This window comes from Variovorax sp. GW822-FHT04A09 (genome assembly GCF_058801005.1).
The window spans coordinates 389,688-403,841 of record NZ_JBXAMV010000005.1 but is presented as its reverse complement, the minus strand read 5'-3'; the positions used below and the strand labels follow the sequence as shown (position 1 = coordinate 403,841).

Here is a 14,154-nt window from a genome sequence, read left to right as displayed (position 1 = left end):
AAGTTGTTCCCGCCATGAATGCTCCCGTCACGACCGACCAGCACACGCAGCTGTCGAAGGCGGAGCGCCAGGCGCAGGTGGTGCGGGCGCTGCAGGCGCACCTGCCCGCGCATGCGCTCATCTGGCACGCCGAAGACACCACGCCCTACGAGTGCGACGGCCTCACGGCCTACCGCCAGCGCCCGCTGGTGGTGGCCCTGCCCGAGACCGAGGCGCAGGTGGCCGCCGTGCTGCGCGCCTGCCATGCGCTGGCCGTGCCCGTGGTGGCGCGCGGCGCCGGCACCGGGCTCTCGGGCGGCGCCATGCCGCACGCGCTGGGCGTGACGCTGTCGCTGGCCAAGTTCAACCGCATCCTGAAGGTCGACCCGGTGAGCCGCACGGCCGTCGTGCAGTGCGGCGTGCGCAACCTCGCGATCAGCGAGGCTGCGGCCCCTTTCAACCTCTACTACGCGCCCGACCCGTCGAGCCAGATCGCCTGCACCATCGGCGGCAACGTGGCCGAGAACTCGGGCGGCGTGCACTGCCTGAAGTACGGCCTCACGCTGCACAACGTGCTGCGCGTGCGCGGCTTCACGGCCGAGGGCGAACCCATCGAATTCGGCGGCGAGGCGCTCGATGCGCCGGGGCTCGACCTGCTCGCGCTGGCCATCGGCAGCGAAGGCATGCTGGCCGTGACCACCGAGGTCACGGTCAAGCTCGTGCCCAAGCCGCAGCTGGCGCGCTGCATCATGGCCAGCTTCGATGACGTGCGCAAAGCCGGCGACGCGGTCGCGGCGGTGATCGCGGCGGGCATCATCCCGGCCGGCCTGGAGATGATGGACAAGCCCATGACCGCCGCCGTCGAAGACTTCGTGCACGCGGGCTACGACCTTGATGCCGCCGCCATCCTGCTGTGCGAATCCGACGGCACGCCGGAAGAGGTCGAGGAAGAAATCGGCCGCATGACCGAGGTGCTGCGCGGCTGCGGCGCCACCGCCATCGCCGTGAGCACCAGCGAAGACGAGCGCATGAAGTTCTGGAGCGGCCGCAAGAATGCCTTTCCGGCGTCGGGCCGCATCAGCCCCGACTACATGTGCCTCGACTCCACCATCCCGCGTAAGCGGCTGGCCGACATCCTGCTGGCGATCCAGGAGATGGAGAAAAAATACAACCTGCGCTGCTGCAACGTGTTCCACGCGGGCGACGGCAACCTGCACCCGCTGGTGCTGTTCGATGCCAACGACCCCGACGAGCTGCACCGCTGCGAGCTGTTCGGCGCCGACATCCTCGAGACCAGCGTCGCCATGGGCGGCACCGTCTCGGGCGAGCATGGCGTGGGCGTGGAAAAGCTCAACAGCATGTGCGTGCAGTTCACCGCGGCCGAGAACGAGCAGATGTTCGGCATCAAGCGCGCCTTCGACCCCGCCGGGCTGCTCAACCCCGGCAAGGTGATTCCCACGCTGCAGCGCTGCGCCGAGTACGGCAAGGAAGTGGTGCGCGGCGGCCGGCTGGCGCATCCCGACCTGCCGAGATTCTGAGAACGTGATGAACATGGACACCGCCCTCCAGCAGGTCGTCGAGCGCGTGCGCGCCGCCGCGGCCGATGCCACGCCGCTGCGCCTGCGCGGCGGCGGCACCAAGAATTTCTACGGCCAGCCGCCGCGCGGCGAGCTGCTCGACCTGCGCGCGCTCGCCGGCATCACGAGCTACGAACCGAGCGAGCTGGTCGTCACCGTGCGCGCCGGCACGCCGCTGGCCGAACTCGAAGCCGCGCTCGCCGAACAAGGCCAGTGCCTGCCGTTCGAGCCGCCGTGCTTCGATGTCAGCGGAACAGTGGGCGGCATGGTCGCCGCCGGCCTCAGCGGCCCGTCGCGCGCCAGCGTGGGCGCGGTGCGCGACTACGTGCTCGGCACCACGCTCGTCAACGGCCGCGCCGAGGTGCTGAGCTTCGGCGGCCAGGTGATGAAGAACGTCGCCGGCTACGACGTCTCGCGCGTGCTGGCGGGCTCGCTCGGCACGCTGGGCGTGATCGCCGAAGTGAGCCTCAAGGTGCTGCCCGTGGCGCCCGCCGAGGCCACGCTCGCCTTCGCCTGCAGCCAGGCCGATGCGCTGCGCCTGCTCAACGAATGGGGCGGACGCCCGCTGCCGCTGAACGCGAGCAGCTGGTTCGAACATGCGCCCGGTGCGGGCGTGCTGCGCCTGCGGCTGCGCGGTGCCGTGGCGGCCGTCGAAGCCGCCTGCGCGCAGCTCGGCGGCGAACGCCAAGACCCGGTGCGCGCCGCCACCGGCTGGGCCGCGCTGCGCGACCAGCGCATGCCGTGGTTCGCGCTCGATGCCGACGGCTCGCTGGCGCTGTGGCGCCTGTCGGTGCCGCAGACCGCGCCGGTGATCGCCATCGAGGGCTGCGCCGCGCCGCTGGTCGAGTGGCACGGCGGGCAACGCTGGTACCTCGCGCCGCCCGCGCAGGCCGCGCGCCTGCGCGAGGCCGCGCGTGCCGCCGGTGGCCACGCGACGCTGTTCCGTGTGCCCGCGGCTCAATCAGCTGATTGCGACCTGCCGCGCTTCGACGCACTGAGCGCGCCGGTGGCGCGCATCCATCGCGCGCTGATGCAGGAGTTCGATCCGCACGGGGTCTTCGACCGTGGCCGGCTCTTCGCAGGCGACCAATAAAAAAAGAAACGACACCACCCCGCGATGCAAACCGAACTAGCCCCCGAATTCCGCGACACCGACGCGGGCCGCGAAGCTGAAGCCATCCTGCGCAAGTGCGTGCACTGCGGCTTCTGCACCGCCACCTGCCCGACCTACCAGCTGCTCGGCGACGAGCTCGACGGCCCGCGCGGGCGCATCTACCTCATCAAGCAGGTGCTCGAAGGCCACGCGCCCACGCGCAGCACGCAGCTGCACCTCGACCGCTGCCTGACCTGCCGCAACTGCGAGAGCACCTGCCCGAGCGGCGTGCAGTACGGGAACCTGGTCGACATCGGCCGCAAGATCGTCGACGAGAAAGTGCCGCGCCCGGCGATGGAGTCGGCCACGCGCTGGTTGCTCAAGGAAGCGCTGCCGTCGCCGCTGTTCGGCCCCGCGATGGCGCTGGGCCAGTCGGTGCGCGGGCTGCTGCCCGAAGCACTGAAGGCCAAGGTGCCTGCCAAGCAGGACGCCGGCCGCTGGCCCACCGCCACGCATGCGCGCAAGGCGCTGATGCTCGCGGGCTGCGTGCAGCCGTCGATGGCGCCGAACATCAACAGCGCCACCGCGCGCGTGCTCGACGCGGCCGGCATCCAGGCCGTGATGGCGCCCAAGGCAGGCTGCTGCGGCGCCGTGAAGTTCCACCTCAACGACCAGGAGGGCGGCAAGGCGCAGATGCGCGCCAACATCGACGCGTGGTGGCCCTTCGTCGAACGCAACGAGGTCGAAGCGATCGTGATGAACGCCTCGGGCTGCGGCGTCACCGTGCGCGAGTACGGCCACCTGCTGCAGCACGACGCGGCCTATGCCGCCAAGGCCGCGCGCATCAGCGCGCTCACGCGCGACCTGAGCGAGCTGCTGCCCGAGCTCGTGCCCGCGCTGCAGGGCCGCGTGCGCGCGCCCGAAGGCGTGGTCGCCTACCACCCGCCGTGCACGCTGCAGCACGGCCAGAAGCTGCGCGGCGGTGTCGAGACGCACCTGCGCGCGCTCGGCTTCGACGTGCGCGTGGCCATGAACGAATCGCACCTGTGCTGCGGCTCGGCCGGCACCTACTCGGTGCTGCAGCCCGAACTGGCCTACCCGCTGCGCGACCGCAAGCTCGGCCACCTGAAGCAGCTGCAGCCCACGACCATCGCCTCGGCCAACATCGGCTGCATCACGCACCTGCAAAGCGGCAGCGGCGACACGCCCGTGCGGCACTGGGTCGAGCTGCTCGACGCGGCGCTGCAGGCGCCCGCAGGGTAGGGCGCGCGCGCACGGCAGGGTACGTTGCCGTCCGACGTGCGCACCGCGCGTCGGGGCGCATCATGGCGGGCCGAAGACGCTGCAAGGAGTTCGTGCCATGTCTTTCGTTTCTGCTTTTTCGCTGCGCCGTGCGTTGCTGGCCGCTGCCTGCATCGCAGGCACCGTCGCCGCGCAGGCGCAGCAGCCGCCCTCGGCCCTGCCGCCTTGGCAGGGCATCGGCGCCACGCGCTATGTGTGCGGCGGCATCGGCTCCGACGAGTCGAACGCCATGCGCGCCGCCATGAAGAACCATCCGCTGTCGCTGCTGTTCGCGCGCGCCGACGGGGCCTATCTGGCCAATCTGAACGTCGCGATCAAGGGCGGCGACGCGAACTCGTCCGCCGCCATGGCCTTCACCGCCACCGGTCCGGTGTGCCTCATCGACCTGCCGGCGGGGCGCTATGTGATCGACGTGAGCACGTCGACGGGCGAGACCAAGAGCCAGACCGTGACGGTCGGCGGCGCGCCGAAGAGCGCCGACTTCCGCTTCTGAACTCAGCCGGCGGCCAGCGCCGCCTCGATGTCGCGCGTGAGCGAAGCCGGCGTGTCCAGCGGCGCATAGCGCTTGAGCACCGCGCCGTCGCGCCCGACCAGGAACTTGGTGAAGTTCCACTTGATGGCCGTGCTGCCCAGCAGGCCCGGCTTTTCCTTGGTGAGCCACTGGTACAGCGGCAGCGCGTTGCTGCCGTTGACGTCGATCTTCTCCATCATCGGGAAGCTCACGCCGTAGTTGGTCATGCAGAAGGCGCCGATTTCCTCGTTGGTGCCGGGGTCCTGGCCGCCGAACTGGTTGGAGGGAAAGCCCAGCACCGCGAGGCCCTGGCCGGCGTACTTTTCGTGCAGCGCTTCCAGGCCTTCGAACTGCGGCGTGAAGCCGCAATTGCTCGCCGTGTTGACGATCAGCAGCACCTTGCCGCGGAAGGTCGAGAGCTTCACCGGCTTGCCGTCGATGCGGGTAGCCTGGAAGTCGTAGACGCTGGTCATGGAGAGAGCTCCTCAGGTGGACGCGGAAACGCCATCATCGCGCGCGGGCGGGGTTCGCGCAAACGCCGACCACACCGCGCCCAGCACGATCAGCGCGCCGCCGACGAGGATGCGCGAGTTCATGGTGGACGCCCCCAGCGCCACCGACGAGACACTGGCGAACAGCACCTCCGACAGCATGATCACCGAGGTCGCGCTGGCCGCCAGCTTGGGCGCGCCGTACTGCAGGCACACGTTGGCGACGATGAAGCCCGTGCCCAGCAGCGCGGCCCAGCCCAGCCAGCCGGGCGAGGCGAGCAGGGGCGAATCGATGCCGCCGAACGCGGTGCCGCTCACCGCGCCGACGCCCGCCACCACCGTGCAGCCCCAGAACATGGCCAGCGCGCGCGACTCGCCCGGCGCATGGCGCAGGTGGCGCAGCACGATGTTGGTCACGGCAAAGCCGAAGCCTGCCGCCACGCCCAGCCAGTCGGGCAGGCTCGAGGGCACCGGCCAGTCGGTGCCCGGCGCCTTCAGCACCACCACCACGCCGGTGAGCGCCAGCGCCACGCGCATCAGCGCGCCGCCCGTGGGCCGCTCGCCCAGCAGCAGCCAGGCCAGCAGCACGCTCCACAGCGGCATCAGATAGAACAGCAGCACCACGCGCACCACGTCGCCCTGCGTCACGGCCCAGTTGAAACCCACGTTGGTGAAGCCCGCCGCCAGGCCCAGAGCCACCAGCATCGGGAACGCGGCAAAGGCCTTCCAGGCGTGCCGGCGCACGAGGCCCATCGCCGTCGCGATGACGAGGTAGATCAGGCAGGTGGTCCACAGCGGATGCAGGCCGTGGCTGGCGATCTGGCGGAAGGGAATCCACGAAACGCCCCACACGAAGGCGTTGAACATCAGGGCGAGGGCGGGCATGGGGCGAGGTCTTTTTCAAGGAACACCGCGGAACCGGCTTTGCCGGGCCGCTGGTGTTGCCCCCGGCGAGGGGGTTGGCGGAGCGACACGAAGTGCGCGCAGCCTGGGGGAGGTCAGTGATGCTTGTCGCTGCGGGCGATGGCAAGCAGGTGCTCGACTTCCTCAGGATACTTCTTGAGGTTGTTCTCGTGCCAGCGCTTGATGATCCACATGCAGCCCGCCACCACGAGGCCGAAGGCACTGATCGCACCGTAGGCCGACAGGCCCAGGCCCGTGCACACGCTGTAGAAGCCGCCCAGCAGAAGGATGCAGGCCTGCTCGTTGAAGTTCTGCACGGCGATGGAGCGGCCCGCGCCCATCAGGTTGTGGCCGCGGTGCTGCAGCAGCGCGTTCATCGGCACCACCAGGAAGCCGCCCAGGCCGCCCAGGATGATCAGGAACGGCACCGCCAGCCAGACGTTGCCGATGAAGTTCATGCAGATCACCATCAGGCCCATCGCGATGCCCATGGGGATCACGCGCGTGGCCATGTCCAGCCGCATGTACATCGAGGCCACGATGGCGCCCACCGCGGTGCCGATGGTGACCACGCCGGTCAGCGCCGAGGCCTGGGTGGTGTTGTATTCGAGCGCCACGGCGGCCCAGGCCAGCACGATGTACTTGAGGTTGCCGCCCGCGCCCCAGAACAGCGTCGTGGTCGCCAGCGAGATCTGGCCCAGCCGGTCGCGCCACAGGCGGGCGTTGCAATGCCAGAAGTCGGGCAGCAGGCCGGCCAGGTTGCGCACCATGCTCTGCTCGGGGTTGGAGCGCAGCGGGCGCATCTCGACGCCGGTGTGCGGGATGCGGGTGTTGAACCAGGCCGCGAGCACGTAGACGAAGATCAGCACCGCAATGGCGGCTTCGGCCGGCGAGTCGATGCCGGTGTCGATGAACGGCAGGTCGATGAGCAGCAGCTGGCTCGACACCGCATGGCCCACCAGCATGCCGCCGAGCACGATGCCCAGCAGGATCGAGGCGATGGTCAGCCCTTCGATCCAGCCGTTGGCCTTGACCAGCTGCGACGACGGCAGCAGCTCGGTGAGGATGCCGTACTTGGCCGGCGAGTAGGCTGCGGCGCCCAGGCCCACGATGGAATACGACAGCAGCGGGTGCGAGCCGAACAGCATCATCAGGCAGCCCACGACCTTGATCGCGTTGCTGATGAACATCACCTTGCCCTTGGGCAGCGCGTCGGCAAAGGCCCCCACCAGCGGGGCCAGCACCACATAGAAGACCGCGAAGATCGGCACCAGGGCGGCCCGCTGCCATTCGGGGGCGCCCGAACTTCGCATGAGATCGACGGCAACGACGAAAAGCGCTTGGTCGGCCAGCGACGAAAAGAACTGGGCCGACATGATCGTGTAAAAACCGCGCTTCATCGATGGGCTGGCTGGCCAGAGGGTCTGCTGGCGGTAGTGAAAAAGTGTCGCGTCAGGCGCGAATGGGCGGTTATAGCATGGGGGTACGACGCGAATTCAGGCATCCCCACTGGATTCGACCCCATTCCCGAAGATGCTAAAACGTGGTCTGAAACCACCCCAACACCCGCCATGCCGCGCCCCATTCTCGCCACCGTCCACACCGCCGCCCTGCGCCACAACCTCGACCGCGCCCGCCGCTCGGCCGTCGACGCCCGTGTCTGGGCCGTGGTCAAGGCCAACGCCTACGGGCACGGCATCGAGCGTGTCTTCGAGGGCCTGCGCGGCGCCGACGGCTTTGCGCTGCTCGACCTGGCCGAGGCCGAGCGCGTGCGCGCGCTGGGCTGGCGCGGCCCGGTGCTGCTGCTCGAAGGCGTGTTCGACGCGCGCGACCTGGAGCTGTGCTCGCGCCTGGACCTGTGGCATTCGGTGCACTGCGACGAGCAGATCGACATGCTCGCGGCCCACAAGACCCTCAAGCCGCAGCGCGTGTTCCTGAAGATGAACTCCGGCATGAACCGCCTGGGCTTCTCGCCCGAGCGCTTCGGCTCGGCCTGGACGCGCCTGAACGCGCTCCCGCAGGTCGACGAGATCTCGCTCATGACGCACTTCAGCGACGCCGACGGCCCGCGCGGCATCGAGCACCAGCTCGAGGTGTTCGAGCGCGCCACGCGCGACCTGCCCGGCGAGCGCTCCATCGCCAACAGCGCCGCCACGCTGCGCCATGCGCCGCGCACGCGCGGCGACTGGGTGCGCCCCGGCATCGTGCTGTACGGCAGCGCCCCCGACTTCCCCGAACACGACGCGGCGCACTGGCAGCTGCAGCCGACCATGACGCTGTCGACCCGGCTCATCTCGGTGCAGACGCTGAAGGCCGGCGACACCATCGGCTACGGCTCGCGCTTCGCGGCCGAGGGCCCGCTCACCATCGGCATCGCGGCGGTCGGCTATGCCGACGGCTACCCGCGCCACTGCGACACCGGCACCCCGGTGCTGGTGAACGGCGTGCGCACCCGCATGGTGGGCCGCGTGAGCATGGACATGATCACCGTCGACCTCACGCCCGTGCCCGATGCCGCCTTCGGCGCCGAGGTCACGCTGTGGGGCCGCTCGGCCCTGACCGGCGCGGTGCTGCCGATCGACGAGGTGGCCCAGGCCGCCGGCACCGTCGGCTACGAACTCATGTGCGCGGTCGCGCCGCGGGTGCCCTTCGCACCCGCCGACGAATGAAGTGAAGGTTCTTTCCAACTGGCGTTCCGTGCGCCTGTGGGAAACCCAGGTCGAACGCGACCTGCACCGCGATCACAGCCTGCGCACGCACGGCCTGCTGATCGGCACTTTCACGCTGCTGCTGATGTGGGGCGTGTCGGCGCTGCAGATGCACCTGCTGCATGTCGAGTCGCTGGCCGCGCGCTACCTCGTCACGCTCGGCGTGGGCTACGTCGGGTACCTGTGCGTGCTGCGCTGGTGGGCACAGCGGCTGGTGGAGCGGCGCACCGAGGTCGAGGCGCCCGAAGACCTGGGCATCACCAGGGACGGCGCTGACGATCCGGGGTGCGCGACCGACGCCGCCGACGGCGGCAGCGCACTCTCCGACGTGGCCAGCGGCGCGCTCGACGCCGCGGGCGGCGCCGACGAGGGCGCGATCATCGTCGTGCCGGTGCTCGCCATCTTCCTGCTGTGCGTGGCCGTCGTGCTCGGCGCGGGCTCGCTGGTGCTGCTGTACTTCAGCTGGGACGCGCTGCTGGCCGTGGCGATCGAGGTCGCCTTCTCCTATGCGTCGGCCCGCGCCGCCGTGCGCGTGGCGCGCGAAGGCTGGCTCATGGCGGCGGTGCGGCTCACCTGGAAGCCGCTGCTGGGCGCGGTGGTCTGCGCGGTGGCGTTGGGCGCGCTCATCGACCACTTCATGCCGCAGGTCCACTCGCTGCCCGAGGCCGTGCGCGTGCTCACGGGGAAGGCACCGCGCTGAGCAGGTGCTCGACCAGCACCCGGCACTTGGGCGGCAGGTAGCGGCTGGGCGGGTACGTCAGCCACGCGTGCCCCTGGTAGGCGCCCTGCAGCGCCCAGTCGGGCAGCACGCGCACCACGCGGCCGTCGTCCAGCGCCTCGCGCGCCGTGAAGGCCGGCACGCAGGCCACGCCCAGGTCCGCGAGCGCGCCGTCGAGCCGCATCTCGCTGTGGTTGCAGACGTAGCGGCCGTCCACCACCACCTCGACCTCGTCCTCGCCGTCTTTTCGAAAGCGCCAGTGGTTGTCGCGCTCGTGCTCGCCCAGCGACAGGCAGCTGTGCGCGCGCAGGTCGTGCGGGTGCGCGATGGCGCCGTGGCGCGCCAGGTAGGTCGGTGTGGCGCACAGGATGTGCTCGACCGCCATCAGCCGCCGCGCCACCAGCCCCTCGGGCGGCGCCGTGGTCAGCCGCACCACGAGGTCGACGCCTTCGCGGATCGGGTCGATGTCGCGGTCGGCCACGATCAGCTGCACGTCCACCGCCGGATACTGGCGCAGGAAGTCGAGCAGGTGCGGGTGCAGCACGCGCCGCGCAAAGGCCTTCGGCGCGCTCAGGCGCACCCGGCCGGCCGGCGTGCGCGCGAACTGCGCGCCGATGTCCATTGCGCCCTGCGCCGCCGCCACCAGCTCGCGACAGCGCGCAAAAGCCTCGGCGCCGGGCTCCGTGAGCCGCAGCTGGCGCGTGGTGCGCTGCAGCAGCTGCACGCCGATCTCCTGTTCGAGCCGCTTCACCTGCCGGCTCGCGGCCGAGGGTGTGATGCCCAGCAGGTCGGCCGCGGCCGAGAAGCTGCCCAGTTCGGCGACCCGCACGAAGGTCACCATCTCGGGCAGCACCTTGAGAAATGAATTCGTTCCGACCACGCAAGAGTCCTGTTCCGGCCGACGGCTGTGCGGCCCTGGTGCCGCCCGGAACAATGCGCCTTCTCTTCTTCTTTCAGGCGCCCCGGGCCGCGGGCAGACAGTATGGATTCAAAGGCGTTGCAAGGTGCGGTCCCGGCGGGGCGCGGGTCGTGGACAGCCGGCTTCGGCCCGGCCGAGCTCATGCTGCTGCTCGTGGCGGCGGTCTGGGGCGGCAGCTACGCGGTGGCCAAGCAGGCGACGCAGCAGCTGCCCGTGCTCGAGTTCGTCGCGCTGCGCTTCGGCCTCACCTTTCTCGTGCTGCTGCCCGCGCTGCGGCCGCTGTGGCGTGACCCGCAGTGGCGCCAGGGGCTCGCGGTGGGCGGCCTGCTGGGCGCCAACCTGCTCGCCATCTTCCTGTGCGAGACCTTCGGTGTCTCGCTGACCCTGGCGAGCAACGCCGCTTTCCTCATCAGCCTGTGCGTGGCGATCACGCCGTTCGTCGAATGGTGGCTGCTGGGCCGGCGGCCCGCGCGGCGCGTGTTCTGGGCGGCCGGGCTCTCGGCCGTGGGCGCGGCCCTGCTGTCGGCGCCCTCGCTCGCCGACCTGTCGATGGGGTGGGGCGATGCGCTCATGTTGGTTGCCGCCTTCCTGCGCGCCGTCATGGTGTGCCTGACGCGCCGCCTGGCGGGCCGCCACACCCTGCCGGCGCTCACGCTGACGGCCGTGCAGTCCGGCGTGATGGCGCTGGGCGCGGCGGCGCTGTCGCTGCTGGCTGCGTCGGGCGGGCGCGCCTGGCACCTGCCGCCCGCCACGGCCGGCTTCTGGTGGGGCATGGCGTATCTCGTGCTGCTGTGCACCGTGTTCGCCTTTTTCGCGCAGAACCACGCGGCCTCGCGCAGCAGCCCGAGCCGGGTGTCGCTGCTCATGGGCAGCGAGCCGGTGTTCGGCGCGGCCATCGCGGCGCTCGGGCTGGGCGAGCGCATCGGCGCCTGGGGCTGGGCCGGCGGCCTGCTGATCGTGGGCGCCGCCCTGTGGGTGAGCCTGGCGCCGGAGGAGGGCGGGCAGACGAGGCGCCCCTGACGGCGGAAGGGGGCCGGCTGGGCGCGGCCCCCGGCTCGTGGCATCCTCGGGGGCTGCGGCGTTTCGCCGCCCCCCACAACACCAAGGAATGCAGACATGGGCGCGCAATGGAAAGCCAAGCACAAGGACGTGGCCGCGAATGCCAAGGGCCGGCTGTTCGGCAAGCTGGCCAAGGAAATCATGATCGCCGCGCGCAACGGCGCCGACCCGGCCTCGAACGCGCGGCTGCGGCTGGTCGTCGAGCAGGCCCGCAAGGTCTCGATGCCGAAGGACACGCTCGACCGCGCCATCAAGAAGGGCGCCGGCCTCACGGGCGAGGCGGTGCACTTCGACCACGTGATGTACGAGGGCTTCGCCCCGCACCGCGTGGCCGTGATGGTCGAGTGCCTGACCGACAACGTGAACCGCACCGCGCCTGAAATGCGCGTGCTGTTCCGCAAGGGCCAGCTCGGCACCTCCGGCTCGGTCTCGTGGGACTTCGACCACCTCGGCATGATCGAAGCCGAGCCCGCCAGCAAGGACGCCGACGCCGAAGTGGCCGCCATCGAAGCCGGTGCGCAGGACTTCGAGCCCGGCGCCGAAGACGGCACCACCCTGTTCCTGACCGAGCCCGCCGACCTCGACCTCGTGAGCCGCGCGCTGCCGGCCCAGGGCTTCACCGTGCTGTCGGCCAAGCTGGGCTACCGGCCCAAGAACCCGGTCGATCCGGCGAGCCTGAGCGCGGCGGACCTGGAAGAGGTCGAGGCGTTTCTGGCGGCCATCGATGCGAACGACGACGTGCAGAACGTGTACGTCGGGTTGGCGGGTTGAGCGCCTGATACTCAGGGCGACGCTCCCGCCGACGGGGCACCTTGCTCCGCGAATGTCCTCCGCCCTTCGGGCTCCCCCTTAATTTCGCTGCGCAAGGCACCCCATCGACGTGAGCGTTGGGCAGTGCGGCTGTTGATCGGCCGCACACCACCGCCGCGTCCCGTGCGCAGGACACTGGGTGCTTCCCGCAGCGAAATCAAGGAGGAGGCCGGAGGGCGGAGGACATTCGCGGAGGGAAGTACCCGGTGGCCTGTGCACACGCCCTGAACCTCCCCGCATGAACTGAGCACGCCGCCGGAGACAATCCGCGCCGGAGGAAAACAGTTCAATGACCCATTCGACGAAGAAACGAGCGCCGTCGCGTGCCACACGGCAGGCCCTCGGCCTGGCACTGGCCATCGCCGGCTTCTCGGCGCAGGCCCAGACCGAAGCGGCCGCACCGCCCATGGCCGCAGCCTCGGCACCCGCCGAAGCCACCCCAGCCGCAACCCCATCCCAAACCCGCGTGCGCTACCTGCGCATGCCCCAGCAGAGCGGTGCCGACCACCTGCGCGTGGTGCGCCGCGAAGACACGGTGGGCCGCGTGGCCGGCCAGGTCGCGTTGAACGTCGCGTTCGCCGTGCTCGGCACCGGCGCGGCCGTGCAGGGCTTCTCGAAGGACGGCCTCGGCGGCACCACGCTCGAAGCGTTGCGCGACGACCCGGTGAGCGTCAACCCGGCGATGAGCGACCTGCAGGAGGCCCTGAGCAAGATCGCCACCGACATCTACCGCCGCCGCACCGAGACGGCGCTCGCCACCGCGCTGACCGACGGTTCGACGCCTGAAGAGATCGAGGCCGCGCGCCAGACGCAGAAGGAGGCCGACTCGCCGCTGGTCCCGGGGTCGTGGCACCTCGTCTACGAAAACCTGATGGGCTCGGACGAACTGTTCCGGCTCAAGTACGGCGCCTCGCTGGGGCGCGCCGGTTTCATGCGCCCGCCGATCGGCTGCAGCTACGAATCGGAGCCGCTGGCCTGGACCCAGTGGCAGGCCGACGGCTGGCAGCGGCTGCGCGAGGAACGCGCGAAGATCGTGGCCCGTTGCATCGAGGCCATCGGCGCCGCGCCGGAAAACCGCTGGTAGCCAGCGGCAGGCCGCTCAGTACAACCCGAGCTGCCGCGTGCGCAGCCGCGCCAGCCCCAGCAGCGCATCGGTGAACGGCGTGGCCACGCCTGTCAGCTCGCCCAGCTCGCGCACCACGGTGACGAGCGCGTCGAGCTCGACCGAACGGCCCGCCTCCACGTCCTGCAGCATCGAGGTCTTGAACGCGCCGAGCTTCATCGTCACCGCATGCCGGTCCTCGGGGCTCTGCGTGATCTCGATGCCGATGCGCCGGCCGATCTCCTTGGCCTCGAGCATCACCGCGGAGATGAAGCCGCGCACATAGTCGTCGCCCATGATCAGGTCGGTGGTGGCACCGGTGAGCGCGCTGATCGGGTTCACCGTCATGTTGCCCCACAGCTTGAACCACACGTCCTTCTGGATCTGCGGCGACAGCGTGGTGTCGATGCCCGTGCTTTTCAGAAGCTCGACCAGCTTCTGCACGCGCGGCGTGGCCTGGCCCGAAGGCTCGCCCACGATCAGGCCGTTGCCGAAGTGGTGCCGCACCACGCCGGGCCCGTCGAGCGAGCAGCTCGCGTGCACCACGCAGCCGATCACGTTGCGCGACGGAATGGCCTTCGCAATGGCGCCGTCGGGGTCGACGGCCGCGAGGCGGTGCCCCGTGATCTCGCCGCCGAAGCCGCCTTCGAGGAACCACCACGGCACGCCGTTCATGGCCACCAGCACGATCGTGTCGGGCCCGATCAGCGGCCCGATGCGCTCGGCCACGCCGGCCAGCGCGGGCGCCTTTACGGCGATCACCACCAGGTCTTGAACACCCAGTGCCTCGGGGTCGGCCACCGCGTTCACCGGCACGCGCGTGCGCACGTCGCCGCGCATCAGCGAGAGGCCGTCTTTGTGGAGCGCGTCGAGCGTGGCGCCGCGCGCCACCACGTTCAGGCGCTGGCCTGCCTGTGCGAGGCCGACGCCGATCCATCCGCCGATCGCGCCGGCGCCGTAGATGCAAATCTTCATGGGAACA

At 70.4% G+C, this 14,154-nt stretch carries 14 protein-coding genes; 9 read left to right on the top strand and 5 right to left on the bottom strand.

Annotated elements, in window-relative coordinates:
* Window positions 1–14 precede the first annotated feature (14 nt).
* From AC1RLW_RS25245 to AC1RLW_RS25230, 4 genes are all read left to right on the top strand, one after another.
* Window positions 15–1,517 (top strand): FAD-linked oxidase C-terminal domain-containing protein, encoded by a 1,503-nt coding sequence (locus tag AC1RLW_RS25245; protein WP_070063526.1) that lies wholly within the window; start codon window positions 15–17, stop codon window positions 1,515–1,517.
* A 13-nt stretch (window positions 1,518–1,530) separates the two neighbouring features.
* Complete coding sequence (glcE, locus tag AC1RLW_RS25240) at window positions 1,531–2,649, top strand: glycolate oxidase subunit GlcE (protein ID WP_493195593.1); 1,119 nt, start codon at window positions 1,531–1,533, stop codon at window positions 2,647–2,649.
* 24 nt (window positions 2,650–2,673) lie between these two features.
* Entirely contained in the window at window positions 2,674–3,912 is a 1,239-nt protein-coding gene (glcF, locus tag AC1RLW_RS25235) for a glycolate oxidase subunit GlcF (protein ID WP_493195544.1), read from the top strand.
* Window positions 3,913–4,009: 97 nt separating this feature from the next.
* Window positions 4,010–4,444: a carboxypeptidase regulatory-like domain-containing protein gene (locus AC1RLW_RS25230; RefSeq protein WP_493195543.1), complete on the top strand. Its 435-nt coding sequence runs from the start codon at window positions 4,010–4,012 to the stop codon at window positions 4,442–4,444.
* 2 nt (window positions 4,445–4,446) lie between these two features.
* Here the strand turns inward: AC1RLW_RS25230 and AC1RLW_RS25225 are convergent, their stop codons facing one another.
* The 3 genes from AC1RLW_RS25225 to lplT all read right to left on the bottom strand — a co-directional run bounded on the left by AC1RLW_RS25225 (window position 4,447) and on the right by lplT (window position 7,256).
* Window positions 4,447–4,935 carry a glutathione peroxidase gene (locus AC1RLW_RS25225; protein ID WP_070063522.1) on the bottom strand — a complete coding sequence of 163 codons (489 nt, stop codon included), beginning with the start codon at window positions 4,933–4,935 and terminating at the stop codon, window positions 4,447–4,449.
* Between the two features lie 12 nt (window positions 4,936–4,947).
* Window positions 4,948–5,838, bottom strand: a complete 891-nt coding sequence (locus tag AC1RLW_RS25220; RefSeq protein ID WP_062476897.1) for a DMT family transporter — start codon at window positions 5,836–5,838, stop codon at window positions 4,948–4,950.
* A gap of 113 nt (window positions 5,839–5,951) precedes the next feature.
* Window positions 5,952–7,256, bottom strand: coding sequence for a lysophospholipid transporter LplT (lplT, locus tag AC1RLW_RS25215; protein WP_062476894.1), 1,305 nt, complete (start codon window positions 7,254–7,256; stop codon window positions 5,952–5,954).
* Window positions 7,257–7,427: 171 nt separating this feature from the next.
* Here lplT and alr point away from each other — a divergent pair, with 171 nt between their 5' ends.
* Together alr and AC1RLW_RS25205 are read left to right on the top strand one after the other, a co-directional pair.
* Window positions 7,428–8,525: an alanine racemase gene (alr, locus tag AC1RLW_RS25210; RefSeq protein WP_070063521.1), complete on the top strand. Its 1,098-nt coding sequence runs from the start codon at window positions 7,428–7,430 to the stop codon at window positions 8,523–8,525.
* A 1-nt stretch (window position 8,526) separates the two neighbouring features.
* Window positions 8,527–9,264 (top strand): hypothetical protein, encoded by a 738-nt coding sequence (locus tag AC1RLW_RS25205; RefSeq protein WP_493195542.1) that lies wholly within the window; start codon window positions 8,527–8,529, stop codon window positions 9,262–9,264.
* Here the strand turns inward: AC1RLW_RS25205 and AC1RLW_RS25200 are convergent.
* On the bottom strand, window positions 9,242–10,123 hold the full coding sequence (locus AC1RLW_RS25200) for a LysR family transcriptional regulator (RefSeq protein ID WP_493195592.1): 882 nt from the start codon (window positions 10,121–10,123) through the stop codon (window positions 9,242–9,244). The genes AC1RLW_RS25205 and AC1RLW_RS25200 overlap by 23 nt on opposite strands.
* A gap of 141 nt (window positions 10,124–10,264) precedes the next feature.
* On the opposite strand from AC1RLW_RS25200, the gene AC1RLW_RS25195 reads away from it, so the two are divergent.
* The 3 genes from AC1RLW_RS25195 (at window position 10,265) to AC1RLW_RS25185 (ending at window position 13,154) form a co-directional block, all read left to right on the top strand.
* Window positions 10,265–11,221: a DMT family transporter gene (locus tag AC1RLW_RS25195; RefSeq protein WP_493195541.1), complete on the top strand. Its 957-nt coding sequence runs from the start codon at window positions 10,265–10,267 to the stop codon at window positions 11,219–11,221.
* Window positions 11,222–11,317: 96 nt separating this feature from the next.
* Complete coding sequence (locus AC1RLW_RS25190; protein ID WP_095949820.1) at window positions 11,318–12,031, top strand: YebC/PmpR family DNA-binding transcriptional regulator; 714 nt, start codon at window positions 11,318–11,320, stop codon at window positions 12,029–12,031.
* A 328-nt stretch (window positions 12,032–12,359) separates the two neighbouring features.
* Window positions 12,360–13,154, top strand: coding sequence for a hypothetical protein (locus tag AC1RLW_RS25185; RefSeq protein WP_493195540.1), 795 nt, complete (start codon window positions 12,360–12,362; stop codon window positions 13,152–13,154).
* Between the two features lie 15 nt (window positions 13,155–13,169).
* On the opposite strand, the gene AC1RLW_RS25180 is transcribed toward AC1RLW_RS25185, so the two are convergent.
* On the bottom strand, window positions 13,170–14,147 hold the full coding sequence (locus AC1RLW_RS25180) for a 2-dehydropantoate 2-reductase (protein ID WP_493195539.1): 978 nt from the start codon (window positions 14,145–14,147) through the stop codon (window positions 13,170–13,172).
* Window positions 14,148–14,154: the final 7 nt, after the last annotated feature.

Bases quoted from the DNA above. Each gene is read 5' to 3' on its own strand.
- lplT (WP_062476894.1), bottom strand. From the start codon at position 7,256: ATGAAGCGCGGTTTTTACACGATCATGTCGGCCCAGTTCTTTTCGTCG.
- AC1RLW_RS25230 (WP_493195543.1), top strand. From the start codon at position 4,010: ATGTCTTTCGTTTCTGCTTTTTCGCTGCGCCGTGCGTTGCTGGCCGCT.
- glcF (WP_493195544.1), top strand. From the start codon at position 2,674: ATGCAAACCGAACTAGCCCCCGAATTCCGCGACACCGACGCGGGCCGC.
- alr (WP_070063521.1), top strand. From the start codon at position 7,428: ATGCCGCGCCCCATTCTCGCCACCGTCCACACCGCCGCCCTGCGCCAC.
- AC1RLW_RS25220 (WP_062476897.1), bottom strand. From the start codon at position 5,838: ATGCCCGCCCTCGCCCTGATGTTCAACGCCTTCGTGTGGGGCGTTTCG.
- AC1RLW_RS25190 (WP_095949820.1), top strand. From the start codon at position 11,318: ATGGGCGCGCAATGGAAAGCCAAGCACAAGGACGTGGCCGCGAATGCC.
- AC1RLW_RS25245 (WP_070063526.1), top strand. From the start codon at position 15: ATGAATGCTCCCGTCACGACCGACCAGCACACGCAGCTGTCGAAGGCG.
- AC1RLW_RS25200 (WP_493195592.1), bottom strand. From the start codon at position 10,123: ATGGTGACCTTCGTGCGGGTCGCCGAACTGGGCAGCTTCTCGGCCGCG.
- glcE (WP_493195593.1), top strand. From the start codon at position 1,531: ATGGACACCGCCCTCCAGCAGGTCGTCGAGCGCGTGCGCGCCGCCGCG.
- AC1RLW_RS25180 (WP_493195539.1), bottom strand. From the start codon at position 14,147: ATGAAGATTTGCATCTACGGCGCCGGCGCGATCGGCGGATGGATCGGC.
- AC1RLW_RS25225 (WP_070063522.1), bottom strand. From the start codon at position 4,935: ATGACCAGCGTCTACGACTTCCAGGCTACCCGCATCGACGGCAAGCCG.
- AC1RLW_RS25195 (WP_493195541.1), top strand. From the start codon at position 10,265: ATGGATTCAAAGGCGTTGCAAGGTGCGGTCCCGGCGGGGCGCGGGTCG.
- AC1RLW_RS25185 (WP_493195540.1), top strand. From the start codon at position 12,360: ATGACCCATTCGACGAAGAAACGAGCGCCGTCGCGTGCCACACGGCAG.